The sequence below is a fragment of the Mariniradius saccharolyticus AK6 genome (assembly GCF_000330725.2).
GTDB lineage: Bacteria > Bacteroidota > Bacteroidia > Cytophagales > Cyclobacteriaceae > Mariniradius > Mariniradius saccharolyticus.
Genome location: NZ_AMZY02000010.1, coordinates 385,013 through 399,076 on the forward strand (window position 1 = coordinate 385,013; position 14,064 = coordinate 399,076).

Annotated in this window: 12 protein-coding genes; 4 read left to right on the forward strand and 8 right to left on the reverse strand. The window is 50.6% G+C overall.

What is annotated here, in order from left to right; translation table 11 throughout:
• Positions 1-15: 15 nt before the first annotated feature.
• The gene (locus C943_RS10935) at positions 16-2,295 is read left to right on the forward strand and encodes a T9SS type A sorting domain-containing protein (protein WP_245545535.1); all 2,280 of its coding nucleotides are present in this window, start codon (positions 16-18) and stop codon (positions 2,293-2,295) included.
• 5 nt (positions 2,296-2,300) lie between these two features.
• Here C943_RS10935 and C943_RS22215 read toward each other — a convergent pair whose 3' ends face one another.
• The gene (locus C943_RS22215; protein WP_008627621.1) at positions 2,301-2,438 is read right to left on the reverse strand and encodes a hypothetical protein; all 138 of its coding nucleotides are present in this window, start codon (positions 2,436-2,438) and stop codon (positions 2,301-2,303) included.
• A 35-nt stretch (positions 2,439-2,473) separates the two neighbouring features.
• On the opposite strand from C943_RS22215, the gene C943_RS10940 reads away from it, so the two are divergent.
• From C943_RS10940 to C943_RS10950, 3 genes are all read left to right on the forward strand, one after another.
• A complete protein-coding gene (locus C943_RS10940) occupies positions 2,474-3,787 on the forward strand; it encodes a gluconate:H+ symporter (protein WP_008627623.1) in 1,314 nt (437 codons plus the stop codon).
• Positions 3,788-3,995: 208 nt separating this feature from the next.
• Positions 3,996-4,460: a RidA family protein gene (locus C943_RS10945; RefSeq protein WP_008627625.1), complete on the forward strand. Its 465-nt coding sequence runs from the start codon at positions 3,996-3,998 to the stop codon at positions 4,458-4,460.
• A gap of 197 nt (positions 4,461-4,657) precedes the next feature.
• Complete coding sequence (locus tag C943_RS10950) at positions 4,658-5,728, forward strand: dipeptidase (protein ID WP_008627627.1); 1,071 nt, start codon at positions 4,658-4,660, stop codon at positions 5,726-5,728.
• Positions 5,729-5,832: 104 nt separating this feature from the next.
• Here C943_RS10950 and C943_RS10955 read toward each other — a convergent pair whose 3' ends face one another.
• From C943_RS10955 to C943_RS10990, 7 genes are all read right to left on the reverse strand, one after another.
• Entirely contained in the window at positions 5,833-6,753 is a 921-nt protein-coding gene (locus C943_RS10955) for a Nif3-like dinuclear metal center hexameric protein (RefSeq protein ID WP_008627628.1), read from the reverse strand.
• A 377-nt stretch (positions 6,754-7,130) separates the two neighbouring features.
• Positions 7,131-7,721 (reverse strand): precorrin-2 dehydrogenase/sirohydrochlorin ferrochelatase family protein, encoded by a 591-nt coding sequence (locus C943_RS10960; RefSeq protein WP_008627629.1) that lies wholly within the window; start codon positions 7,719-7,721, stop codon positions 7,131-7,133.
• Positions 7,722-7,743: 22 nt separating this feature from the next.
• The gene (cobA, locus tag C943_RS10965) at positions 7,744-8,544 is read right to left on the reverse strand and encodes a uroporphyrinogen-III C-methyltransferase (protein ID WP_008627630.1); all 801 of its coding nucleotides are present in this window, start codon (positions 8,542-8,544) and stop codon (positions 7,744-7,746) included.
• A complete protein-coding gene (locus C943_RS10970; protein ID WP_008627631.1) occupies positions 8,541-10,643 on the reverse strand; it encodes a HEPN domain-containing protein in 2,103 nt (700 codons plus the stop codon). Before C943_RS10970 ends, cobA begins: the two co-directional genes overlap by 4 nt.
• A 79-nt stretch (positions 10,644-10,722) precedes the next feature.
• On the reverse strand, positions 10,723-11,976 hold the full coding sequence (locus tag C943_RS10975) for a sulfate adenylyltransferase subunit 1 (protein ID WP_008627632.1): 1,254 nt from the start codon (positions 11,974-11,976) through the stop codon (positions 10,723-10,725).
• A gap of 276 nt (positions 11,977-12,252) precedes the next feature.
• Complete coding sequence (gene cysD / locus C943_RS10985) at positions 12,253-13,152, reverse strand: sulfate adenylyltransferase subunit CysD (RefSeq protein ID WP_008627634.1); 900 nt, start codon at positions 13,150-13,152, stop codon at positions 12,253-12,255.
• A gap of 201 nt (positions 13,153-13,353) precedes the next feature.
• Positions 13,354-14,058: a phosphoadenylyl-sulfate reductase gene (locus C943_RS10990; protein ID WP_008627636.1), complete on the reverse strand. Its 705-nt coding sequence runs from the start codon at positions 14,056-14,058 to the stop codon at positions 13,354-13,356.
• Positions 14,059-14,064: the final 6 nt, after the last annotated feature.

The window sequence follows — 14,064 nt, forward strand, 5'->3', positions numbered from 1 at the left end:
TCAAAATCTTTTGGCTTGCCAAAGGATGTCATTCTTTTGTTCTTTTTGGCCTTGTGGATTGGTCAGTCCGCCTGGGCACAAATACCACTGGAGCTGGGGGACTACCGGACCATAAGCTCCGGGGATTACAACAATCCGGCTGTTTGGCAGAGATGGGATGGTGCGGCTTGGGTTGCCGCCACTACCAAGCCAACCCAAAGCAATAACATTTTTATCGACCAAGGACATGAAATCAGGCTCACCGCCAACGAAGCCGCAAATCATGTGTATCTCTTCAGCGCATCCACACCGGGAAGGAAGTTGAATCTCCAATCCTTCGAATTAAGGGTATATGGTGCATTGAGAGCCATGGAAACAATCGGTGGGGTATTTTTCCTGAACAATGTCACGAGTCTTTTGACGGATTGGATTTATCCAGAAGCAGGTCGGGTCGTTTTCAAAGGAGTATCGAGGACGGTTGTCGAGCGCGGTTCTTGGAGCGCAAGCAATATCAACAGCCGCTACACGGTGGTTTTTGACCCTGATCCTGGCGCTACACTAACCGTCAATGCCGGATTCAAAGCCAATACCTTCATCATCCAATCGGGGACGGTTCTCCAAAAGGTAAATACGGCAGGCACGCCCATCTGTGCGACTTTTTCCTATAACAACCAAACAATCTTCAATGGGATGGGTCCATACGGCGACTTCATCATAGAACCGGGCGCGACCCTTGTTTCCGAATGCTCAGCGCCTTTGGAGCAAATCATACGCAGGTCAGCGGCTGTTCCCGGCGCACTCCTCCATGTGAAACCAGGAGCAAACCTCGTGTTCCTGGGCAGCGAGCCAACCTTGGATGTGGCAGATTTCAGAATGGAAGGAAACGTGTACTACCGCTCCAATTCAGGCACACAACGCTTGGTGCGACGGGTTTTGTCTAGCGCCTCAAAACCCAATCAATACCACAACCTCCTTTTCGAAAACAATGCTACAAAGCAATTACCTGACTCTGTTTTTGTAGCGGGGGACATCGCCTTGTTGAACGGCGGAAGCATCACCGAGTCCCCAACCTATCTGCGTCTGAATGGGGACGGTATGCAGCAGATCATCAATTGGAACCTGAACGTGGCCCAGGTCGAAGTCCACAAGCCGTCCGGAACTGTCCTTGCTTTCGAGGACGTTTCGATCAAACGCAACCTCATAATGAGGGATGGCCAGGTGGATTTCAACGGTTTTGATCTTTTTGTCAATACGGCAGGTACGGGCGGGCTTTTCTATGAAGGTGGACAATGGCTCAACCTCCACCGTTTTCATTACCAAAACCCACCTACCACGCTAAGTGAAACCAACGGGACATTCCCCTTTGAAGACAGCTATCAGGGCGGCATCAGGAAAGTCCAATTCCTCGGCAACACTAACGGTGGCAACCTACGTGTGCGAATGGTGGAGATTCCCGGCGCCAATTGGGATCCCAACTATGACGACAATGACGGCACGCCGATCCTGTACCAACTCAATTCCTACTTCGAAATCGAGGGGCTCAATGCAGGCCCGGGAACATTGGAAATGCGGATCTCGGCAGACAGCTTGGTGGTGTTTGCCGTCGAGGACCTGAGGATTGTAAGCAACGGGCAGGCTGCGCCGGGAAGCCATTTGGTGGCGATCGACCCTGACCAACAGTGGGCTAGGCGCACGGTCTCACTGAGTGAGATCAACGGACAAAGCTTCACTGTGGGGAGTTTTGGCCCGCTGTCGGTGTTGCCATTGATTTGGAAAGACTATGAGGCGATCCAAAACCAAAACCATATCACGGTCAATTGGACTTCAGTGCAGGAAAGAGACAATCGGCATTTCTCGATCCACCGATCCATAGGCGGGATTTCCAACTTCAGCAAGGTGGGGGAAGTCAAGTCAATGGGAGATTCGGAAGGCGAACAAAAATACGCGTTCAGCTATCTGGAGTCTTTCGCGGAAAAAAATGTCTTCTTCAAAATCTGCCAGCATGACTTGGATGGGAAAAGCACCTGTACACCGGTCTTCCGTATCCGCAGTGCAGCAGAACAGTTTTCCGAATCAGGCATCAGCATCTGGCCAAACCCCTATCATTCAGGGGAGTTGCATGTCCTTTTCCCACAGAAGTTTCAAACCAGCCACACGATGGTCAGCCTGAGTGATTACCGTGGAATGCTTCTCTTCAGCGAAAGATATCCAGATGGTAATTGGCGCACTCGTTTGGAAAACCTTCCTCCCGGCATGTACCTGATGCGATTCAGCGACAACAATTACACGGAAACCGTCAGGTTCTGGAAACAATAATATTCCTAAAATCTTCTTTTCAATACATTGTCCCCCATGCCCATCGCCTCGGTACGTTGTACTTGGTACTTGGTACTTTTCTCCATTTCCCGTCTCTCAACGGCTTTGCGCATTTGTCCCAAAAAAGCCATCTGAAAACCCATTTTTAATTATCTTGTCCATCAAACCCAGACGAACCATGACCATCCTTTTTGTTTTTGTAAGCATCGCGGTGCTCATTCTGCTGATCACTTGGCTCAAGCTGAATCCATTTCTGGCTTTCCTGATTTCCTCCATTTTGGCGGGCTTTCTATTGGGCATTCCCCCGCAAAGCATCGCAGGTTCGATCCAAAAAGGCATGGGTGGACTGCTCGGGGACTTGGTGATCGTGATCGTGATGGGCGCCATGTTGGGTAAGCTCGTCGCGGAGAGCGGTGCCGCCCAAAGGATCGCTGATACCCTGATGGACATCTTCGGGGTCAAAAACGTCACTTGGGCGATGATGGTCACTGGCTTGGTCGTAGGTATCCCCTTGTTCTACAATGTGGGTTTTGTACTGCTTGTACCCTTGGTATTTACGGTTTCTTACCGCTTCAAACTACCTGCCGTCTATGTAGGGATTCCGCTTTTGGCCGCACTATCGGTCACACATGGATTTCTGCCGCCGCATCCCTCACCTGCCGCTTTGGTGGCCCAGTTTGGGGCCAATATGGGCCTGACATTGACCTATGGCTTGATCGTGGCCGTACCGACGATTATCATTGCGGGACCCTTGTTTGCCAAGTTTTTGAAGAAAATAGATGCCAAGCCGCTCGATACATTCCAGGCCAAACCCAAAGCGGAAGCCGAGCTTCCCGGCACCTTCAACAGCTTCTTTTCGGCGTTGTTTCCCGTATTCCTATTGGTTGGTACGTCTATCTTCAACCTGAATGCGGATAAAGAAAGCAGCCTTGCCCCGATCATTTCATTCATCGGCGATCCGGGAATGGTGATGTTGATTTCCCTGCTTTTGGCGACTTATACCTTGGGTGTTCGCAGGAACTTCAAAATCCCTGCCCTGATGGATATCTATGTGGCAGCGACCAAGGACATTGCGATGATCCTGCTGATCATCGCGGGTGCAGGTGCACTGAAGCAGGTACTCCTAGACTCAGGCGTCAGTCAGACCATCGCCGACAACCTGCAAGGTTGGGACGTGCATCCGTTGGTTTTGGCATGGACGATTACGGCGATTATCAGGGTTTGCGTAGGTTCGGCGACTGTGGCCGGCCTGACCACTGCGGGCATCATCGCGCCGATGGTAGGTGCATCGGGAGTTGATCCGAATCTCTTGGTCTTGGCGATTGGTGCTGGCAGCCTGATGTTCTCCCATTTCAACGATGGGGGGTTTTGGCTGTACAAGGAATACTTCAACGTCAGTGTCAAGGACACCATCAAATCTTGGTCCCTGATGGAAACCATCGTCGCAGTAGTCGGCCTGGCAGGTGTGCTTGTATTGGATATCTTTGTGTAGAAATGCCGGGTGAAGGAGGACCAATGGGAAAATGGAAGGAATGCCGACGACCGAAGATGGAATTTCCAGAATTCAAGACTCTCCCTATTCTTGCTTCCTACATCTTGTTTCAGATCTCTCCTCTCTCATTTCTAACCTCTTGATTCTTGTATCTTGTATCCTATATCTAACGTCTCAAATCTCATATCTCCCGTCTCAAATCTAAAATATGCATACCCCTGAAGAAAACTTCGCTTCCCTAGGCCTCAGCCTACCTCCCGCCCCCAAGCCCTTGGGCGTTTACAAACCTTGCCTTGTTGATGGCAAATACCTCTACCTCTCCGGACATGGGACCGTCAAAGAGGACGGCACGCTGATTATCGGCCGCATCGGTGAGGATATGGATATCGAGGCTGGCAAACTCGCGGCGCGGCAGGTGGGCCTCGCGATGCTTGCCACGATCAAAGCCAACATTGGCTCGCTCAACCGGATCAAAAGGGTCATCAAGGTGCTCGGTATGGTCAATTGCACGCCGGATTTTGAGCGGCATCCCTATGTCATCAATGGCTGCAGCGAGTTGTTCGCCGCGATATGGGGAACCGAAAACGGTATCGGCGTCCGCAGTGCAGTAGGCATGGGTTCACTGCCAGACAATATCCCCGTGGAAATCGAGGCGCTGTTTGAGTTGGGGTAATTTGTTTTTTCGATGTTTTTTATTCTTGGAGAGATTACAGGAAAGTGTTCGCTGAAAAGAGTTATGCTGTGCTGGAGGTGGGAAAATATGCTTCTGGCAATGCGGGGCTCACTTTGCAAATTTGTTTGTGATCAAGCCTGAGCATCCATTCCCGTTTTCTTCTTATTTTTCCAAGGTTACAAAAAAGCACTCGCCGCATGTTTACCATTGATGCCCATTTGGACCTGAGTATGAACGCCCTGGAATGGAACAGGGACTTGACCAAGCCGCTTTCCGCGATCAATGCGCGGGAAAAGGGCCTGACCGATAAGCCTGATCGTGCCAAGGCTACCGTCTCTCTTCCAGAATTGCGCAAGGGCAATATCGGACTTGTGGTAGCCACACAAATCGCCCGCTATGTAGATGTTGACAATCCCTTGCCGGGTTGGCATTCGCCCGAGCAAGCCTGGGCACAGACCCAAGGCCAACTGGCTTGGTACAAGGCCATGGAGGATGAAGGGGAAATGGTCCAAATCCGGGATTTGGAATCGCTCGAAAAACACCTCCACCTGTGGGTCCATGAGCTCCCTTTGGGCACAAAGCCCATCGGCTACATCCTTTCGCTAGAGGGGGCGGACAGCATCGTCAACCTGCATTACCTCGAAAAGGCATATGCCTCGGGACTTCGGGCAATTGGTCCGGCACATTATGGCCCCGGTCGATACGCCAATGGCACGGACGCAAAGGGAGGTTTGGTCGGGAAAGGCCGTGAACTTCTCAGAGAAATGGAGCGGCTCAACATCATTCTCGACGCAACACACCTCTGCGATGACAGCTTTTGGGAAGCAATGGACCATTTCCAAGGTCATGTTTGGGCCAGCCACAACAATGTCCGCGCATTGGTCGATCACAACCGCCAGTTTTCCGACGAACAAATCAAAGTACTTGTCGAACGCGGGGCGGTAATTGGTGGCGCCATGGATGCCTGGATGATGGTATCCAATTGGGTTCGTGGCAAGTCTGACCCAAAGGCCATGGACTGTGGCCTCGAAAAACTGATTGATCACATGGACCATATCTGTCAGATCGCCGGCAATGCCAACCATATCGGAATCGGCTCTGATCTGGATGGAGCCTTCGGACGCGAACAATGCCCCTATGACTTGGAATCGATCGCCGATCTCCAAAAAATCCCCGGTCTTTTGAAGAAAAGAGGGTATGCAGACCAGGATATTGAAAAAGTAATGCACAAAAACTGGTTGCGTTTTTTGCGGAATGCTTGGAAGTAATTTCCGATTTCTAAACAGGGTTGGCTCGAATTTGGCAGAAACTTCAACAGACTCCTCTATACTGGGCAAAATCTATCGGCCGGAATCGCTCATCCCTAGCGCAACTATGGCACAATCCATTTATAGCTGCATCCTTGCTCCAGATGTACGATATCCATTTCGGGGAATTTTGTTCGGAGATGCTGCTGCAAGAGCCGCATGCCGTGTTCCTCTGAGGTACCGTGGTCGATGATCACCATCGGCTTCCCGGAGTCCGTCGCAAATTCTCCGTGTGACCAGGTTCGGAACGCATCGTTGATCACGAGGTACATATCAGGGTCCATGTGCGCAAACTGCATCGGATCACTTGCATTGCCCGTCCCAACGCCAATGGACTGGATCAGCCTGTTTTCGTCCCCATAGAAACCCACGCCCGGCTGACCGAATTCCGCCAGTGTTTTCGAGATTTTTTTGGCAAAAACACCCGCCTTGATCGGTCCCATTTTGTATACCGTGTAGTACTTTTCCTGTCGCAAGATATCCCCAGGACCAAAACCCAAAACCTTCCCAAGAGCCGCGGACATGCCAAAATCCATGATCTGGTCGATCGAATCATGGTTTCGGATCACGACGAGGTCATTTTCCAAAATCCAGGCCTTCTTCTTTTCGGCCCATTCCATGTATTGTTTTTGGGCAGCGGGAAATCGGTGGTAGTCTCCTTGCTTTTCGTCCATGTCCCAATGGGTAAAGAAAGTGGGCTCATGGGTTACGACCACATTTGCGCCGGCATCCTTGGCTTTGCGCAGCGTATCCCAATACGGGGTCCAGCAGGTGGCGACTTTCTTGATTGGAGCATCAGGATCGCCTACAATTACACGGTCTACGGTCGGGTTCCGTTCAGGTGCCATGGACAACATGTAACGGCTCAGTTCTAAAGCAGTTGCAGGAACTTCCACTGCTTGGTTGGCAAACAGATCAAAGGGATTGGTTACAAAAGACGCCCCGACAGCCAGTCCGGTCAGCTTTAGAAATTCTGTTCGTTTCATGCTTCAAGAAAGTTGATGGGAAATATAGGAAGAAAAGCATTCTCTAAACCACTGAAAAGTAACAGTGGTAAGCCGCCGATCGAAGCGTGCGGGATCTATTTTTTTCCTGCCCAGTTGCCTAATCAAAGGGCATATCAGGGATATTCGTCTTAGAAAGTTCTCAATTTAAAAACCTACAAAAAGCGTAGGTAGAAGTCGCACTTACTCCGAGCTTGAAGCCTTGTTTTTTCACCCAGATGAACAGTTTTTCCTACATTGTAAAAATGAACCGTAGATGAAACAAGTCAGCTAGGGTAAAAATTCTTCCCCTGTAAAACCGAGATTCATATAAACCGGCACGAAAGCCAAGGGAATTCGTCGGTATTTTGGCCCGCGAATCAGAGCGACTTCTCCCGTTCCCTTACGAGCACTTCGGTCAGCCGGTTCAATTCCTCCACTTTGTATTCAAAGTCCCCCTTGAGTGTCTCCCGGTAGCGGTGGATATTTTCGACCAAGTCATTGATGTCTTCGGGTATCACCTCCTCGAGAAGTTGGCGCAGCCGCTTCGCTGTCGTTGGGGATTTGCCGTTGGTGGAAATCGCGATCTTGACGTTTCCCTTTGTCACAATCCCGCCCAGGTAAAAATCACAAAGCGCCGGCGTATCTGCCACGTTGACCAAGAGATACCGCTCCTTGGCATCATCGTGGATCTGTCGGTTGACGGACTTGTCGTTGGTAGCGGCGATGACGAGGTGCTTTGCTCCCAAGTATTTGGGGTCATAGGCATCGTCTATCAAGGTCACGTTGGGCGCTTGTGCAGCCAATTCCAGAAACTCTGCATTGAAGGCTTTTGACACTGCGGTGACTTGGGCCTCAGGACTGCTTTTGAGCAAAAAAGCCAATTTTTCCGTGCCAACAAATCCCCCACCCACGAGCAGGACATTGAGTTGGTGGACCTTAAGAAAGATGGGGTAAAGTGGATTGGCCATGGAAAATTTCAGTGATTACTTTTCAAACACTCGGGTAGGAATTCTCTTTTCCAGCCTTCGGCACACGGACGACCTCTTGGTAGATTTCCTTGAGCTGATAGCTTTCCGTCACCACTTCCCCAATCACAATCACAGCCGGTGCCAAATCCCCCAACCCATCCACTTTGGACAGGATGTCGGCCATGGTACCCGCGAGCACCTGTTGCTCATGGGTGGTGCCGCTGTGGATGATCGCAATCGGAAGGGAGCTTTTGCCCTGCTTCGTGTAGGTATCTACGATTTCGGCGAGCTTTTTGGTACCCATCAGGACGACCACCGTGGCGGTAGATTGCGCAGCAATGCGGAGGTCATTGGAAAGTTGGCCGCTGCTGGTAGTTCCTGTGATGACCCAAAAACTCTCAGAAATGCCCCTTTTGGTCACCGGGATGCCTGCGGCCGCCGGCACAGCGACAGAGGAAGAAATACCCGGCACCACTTCCGTCGGAATGCCAAAAGCCTGGATATAGTCGATCTCTTCCGCCCCTCTTCCAAATACAAATGGATCGCCGCCTTTCAGGCGCACTACATGTCCGTGCTGCAACGCATAGGATACGCACAGCCTGTTGGTTTCCTCTTGGGGATTGATGGAAGAGCCCTCCCTTTTTCCCACAAAAACCTTGATGGCTTTGTCGGGGGCATGCTTCAGCAGCCGCTTATCAATCAGCGCATCATAGAGCACGACATCGGCTTTGTTGAGAGCCAAGACGGCCTTTAGCGTGATCAGTTCGGGGTCTCCCGGCCCTGCACCGACGAGGGTGACTTTGGGTTTGATGGACGTACTCATGCCAACACCTCCCTTTCCCTATAGGCACTGATGGCCTCAAACACACCCAAAGCATCTTGGAAATAGGCTTTCGCAAATGCCTCGGAAGGTTCGTTTTGGTTGATCTGGTAAATGATCGCAGCCAAGTCGGACTTGAGGCTGATCTTACCTGTTTGGATGAATGTCTCGTCAAACAATGCCACGATGTTGGCGTAGGAATTGGTGCTTTTGCTTTCGCTGAGCAAAATCGCCTTGGCGGCATTGACCATCGCTGCATAGGTATGGTAGATGCTGTCGGACCATTTCCGTTCGATGAATGTCTCCTTGGCCAAATCCAGTTTTTCCCTTGCTTCCAAGAGCAAGGTAGCTACCAAATCAATCACCACACCCGCGCATTCACCCACGCCGACAGCCACTTGGTAGGCTTCTTCATGCCCCCAATCGACTTGGTCGCTTTCGGTGACTGTACTCGTATCGGCAAGCTCTTTCAGGATTTCGTAGAAATACATATGGCCAAGACGGTCATAGTAATCCAGGAAACTTTCCTCCTTGCCTGCATTATTTTCAAAATCAGCGATCAGAATCCTGAGCGCCTGTGGACCCCTTCGGCTGGGGATTTTGATGACTTTATCTGCGAATCTCCCTTTGCCATTGCCCAAGGTGCCGCCACCCAACAGTACCTGCAGTGCCGGAACGACAGCTTTGCCGACTTTCATGGACATGCCTTGAAAGCCTATATGCGCCATATTGTGTTGGCCGCAGGCATTCATACAGCCTGATATCTTGATGGTCAGGTCTTTGTTTTTGAGGTACTGGGGATATTCTGCCAAGATCACCCGCTCAAGTTCCTTGGCTATGCCCGTCGAACTGGCAATACCCAAGTTACAGGTATCCGTACCCGGGCAGGCAGTGATATCTCCAAAGGTGTTGTAGCCGAAATCGGCGAGGCCGATCTTTTTCAATTCTTGGTAAAAAAACGGAACCGCCGTCTCCTGAACATCGCGGATAAGGATATTTTGACGAAGGGTAAACCGAATCTCGTCATTGGCAAATTTGCTGACCAAATCCGCTAATGCTCGAGCCTGATCCGTATCAAAATCGCCCAAGGTCACCTTCACGCCGATGGAAACAAAGCCCGCCTGTTTTTGCGGGAATACATTGGTCAACTTCCAACGCTCGTAGTTCAGGTCCTTTGGCTCGTCCACAGCAGGAACCTGCGGGGTATTCAAAACCCTTGCGTTTTCGAAACCTGCCGCATCAATCGTATAGGTCTTGTAGGGAAGTGCTTTCTTTTCTTCTTCTACTAATTTGAGAAAAGCCTCGATCCCGATATCGGAAACTAGGAATTTCATCCTTGCCTTTAGTCTTCTTGCCCGCTCACCATGTCTGTCAAAAATCCGCAAAACACCCTCGATAAACGGGATCAATTCGTCCTCTGGTAAAAACTCCGTGATCAAATCCGCATGCCGTGGCTGACTGCCCAAGCCGCCACCCAACAACACCTTGAAGCCACGGATTTCTTTTCCTTCCAAGGTTTGAATCTGTGGGATAAAGCCCAAATCATGTAGGTAGGAAAGCGCTGTATCTTCTTCAGAAGAAGAAAAAGCCATCTTGAACTTCCGGCCCATTTCCCCGCAAATCGGATTGCGCAGAAAATACCGGAACACGGCGTCCGCGTAGGGTGTCACGTCAAAGGGTTCATTTGGGTCTACACCCGCGATCTCGGAGGCAGTGACGTTCCTGACGGTATTGCCGCAGGCCTCGCGCAGGGTCACGTCGTCCTTTTCCAACTCCGCCCACAAGGCTGGCGTTTCCTCCAAACTGACGTAGTGGATTTGGATGTCTTGGCGCGTGGTGATGTGGAGTTTTCCGGTAGAATAGGTATCAGAAACTTCGGCAATTCGACTCAACTGTGCGCCGGTCGCCTTGCCATAGGGCAATTTGATCCGGATCATTTGTACACCGGGCTGCCGCTGTCCATACACGCCCCGCGCCAGTCGGAGGCTGCGGAACTTCTCCTCGTCGATCTTTCCCTCACGGAATAGGCGGATCTTCCGCTCCAACTCGAGAATGTCTTTTTCGACGATTGGGTTTTCGATTTCTGTCCTAAAACTCTGCATGGTTGTAATTAATTTTCCCTATAGGGATTGTGGTTTATGAGTATCAAAGAAAGCCTAGAAAGATCCAGGCTTTGATCATCTAAGAAATAAAGCCTACACTGACCGTGTCAAAGCTGCCTTCATCGATCAGGATGAAGCTACCGTTGGAGCGGTTGGATTTGTAGGGATCAAAATGGATCGCCTTGCTCAGGCGCAATTTTACCTTACCGATATCATTGAGCCGAAGCTGCTGCGCAGGTTCCTCGCCGGAGAAATCGGTTTTGACCACCGCGTCGATGGTATCTACTTTCGCAAGGACTCTATTGACACCGTGCTGAAGGGTAAACTTGTCCCCTACACGCAGCGGCCGGCTGTTGACTTGGCAGATCGTGGCAGAGATTTGCTTGTCGGAATGGGGCTCCTGACCCGCTTTGACCAACATATCTCCTCGGCTGATATCCACTTCGTCTTCGAGGGAAATGGTCACAGAAGCTCCCGGCAAGACCTCATCGAATTGCTGGTCAAAGAATCGGATCGACTTGATCTTCGTTTGGTTAAATGAAGGCAAGACGGTCACTTCGTCACCGACTTTCAGGGAAGCTCCATACAATTTGCCTGCAAATCCCCTAAAGTCGTGGAATGCCTCTGTTTTTGGCCTGACCACGTACTGGATCGGAAACCGTGCCACCGCACTTTCGTGCAAGTCGGATGGCTCGAGTACTTCCAAATGGTCCAAGAGCGTGTTTCCAACATACCAAGGCATGAGCTCGGATTTTTTGGCGATGTTTTCCCCTTTCAGCGCCGAAATCGGAATGAAGGTGATTTGGTCGACTTCGAAGTCACTCTTTTCTACCAAGGCCTCAAAGTCGGATTTGATCTTGAGGTACACATCCTCGTCGTAATTGACCAAATCCATCTTGTTGATGGCGACGACGACGTGACCGATCCGCAACAGATTGCTGATAAAGAAATGCCTGTAGGTCTGTTCGATCACCCCTTTTCTCGCATCGATCAGGATAATCGCTACTTGGGAAGTCGAAGCGCCTGTCACCATGTTGCGGGTGTATTCCACGTGACCGGGCGTATCGGCGATGATGAAGTTGGTTTTGTCGGTATTGAAATAGATGTGGGCAACGTCGATCGTGATGCCTTGCTCGCGCTCTGCAACCAACCCGTCCGTTGCCAAGGAAAAATCGAGGTAGTCAAACCCGCGCTGCCGGCTGGTACGTTCGATTGCTTCCAATTTGTCCGTAGTCAGGGATTGGGTATCGTACAAAAGCCTGCCAATCAGCGTGCTTTTGCCATCATCCACCGAGCCTGCGGTTGCTATTTTTATGAGTTTCCTGTTTTCCATTTTATTAGACTAGAGACGTGAGACAAAAGACTTGAGATCACGTCCATTTATATTTTTTACCCTTGAACTCGTTAGGTCCGCCCATTCCGACGGCCACCCTTCCCTATTTTTTTCAACTTATTACTTTCTGCCAATCCTCCATTTGTCTCGCTTCTCACCTCTTGTTTCTTGACTCTCGCTTCTTGCTTCTTGGCTCTTGTTTCTCGCCTCTCGCTTCTCCCCTCTCGCCTATTTTTCCCTTCCTCTTGTGTCTTGCGTCTTGCGTCTTGTGTCAAATCAAAAATACCCCACCTTTTTCCTTTTCTCCATCGCTGCTTCTGAGCGCTTGTCGTCGATCCGCGCGCCGCGTTCGGAGATGGTCGATTGGCGGATTTCAGCCACAACTTCTTCCAAAGTTTCTGCTTCGGAGAGCACAGCGGCCGTGCAGGTCATATCACCGACCGTTCTGAACCGGACCATCCGCTCTTCCACCAGTTCGCTGGATTCCCTGTACACGTGTTCGTTGGCAGTCCAAATCATCCCATCCCGGAAGAAAACCTCGCGCTTGTGTGCGAAGTAGATCGAAGGAATGCGGATGCCTTCGGATTGGATATATTCCCAAACATCGAGTTCTGTCCAATTGGAAATCGGGAACACCCGGACGTTTTGGCCTTGGTGGATTTTGCCGTTGAGCATGTCAAAAAGCTCCGGCCTTTGGTTTTTTTCATCCCATTGCCCAAAATCATCCCTGACAGAAAACACGCGCTCTTTCGCCCGTGCTTTTTCCTCGTCCCTCCGCGCGCCACCGATGCAGGCATCAAACTTGAATTCCTCGATCGCATCCAACAAGGTCGTGGTCTGAAGGGTATTTCGGCTGGCATAGCGGCCCCGTTCCTCGGTCACTTTCCCTTGGTCGATAGAATCTTGCACATTGCGTACGATCAGTTCCAATCCCAATTCAGCCACCAATTCATCGCGAAATTGGATGGTTTCCGGGAAGTTGTGTCCTGTGTCAATGTGTAGCAAAGGGAATGGAATCCGCGCAGGATAGAATGCCTTTTGGGCCAGGCGTACCAAGGTGATGGAATCCTTTCCTCCCGAAAAAAGCAGCACCGGCTTTTCAAACTGTGCCGCCACCTCCCGCAGGATATGGATGGATTCCGCTTCTTTTGGATTGGGTATAAATCGGTTGGACATAGTCAAATGTGAGTTTCGAAGTACGAAGTACGAGGCCTCTGCAAGCCTTAGAACCTTATTATTTATTAGTTAAACCCTCGAAAAAAGAAGAATCATTAATTAATTTTTCAATTTTCAAATCTTTCAATTTTTCAATGTCGAATGTCGAATGATGAATATCGAATTACGAAGTCTTGCGTCTTGCATCTTGTGTCTCGTGTCTTACTTCGCATGCAGACCACACTCCTTTTTCGAATCTTCCCACCACCAGCGACCGGCGCGGGCATCTTCACCGGGGAGAATCGCCCGCGTACAAGGCGCACAGCCAATGCTGATGAAGCCTTTGTCATGCAGCGGATTGTAAGGAATCTGATGGTTTTGGATATACGCAATCATTTCGTCATAAGACCAATCCAAAAGCGGATTGAACTTGATGATCTTATTGGCTTCGTCCCATTCGATTTTCTCCATGCCGGCGCGGTTGGCGCTTTGTTCGGCGCGCAGGCCCGTCACCCAGATTTGTTGGCCTTTCAAAGCCCGCTTCAATGGCTCGACCTTGCGGACGTAGCAGCACATTTTTCTGTTTTCGACCGACTCGTAGAAGCCGTTGATGCCGACATTGGCCACGAGGTTTTCGACCGAGGGCCTTTCCGGGTACAGGACCTTGATGTGGAGTTTGTACTTACTCTCCGTACGCGCCAACAGGTCCAAGGTCTCAGAAAACAACCTGCCTGTATCGAGGCTGAAAATGGACACCTGTGCTTTGCTTTGGGCAATCATCTGGGTGATGACTTGGTCTTCCTGTCCCAAGGAAGTCGAAAAAGTCACTTTCCCGGGAAACAAGTCCCCCAACAACACCAAAGCATCGGCTGGACTTAAGCCCCTGACCTGCTCTTGAAGCGAATGGATATCGATTTGGGTATGCATAGCAAA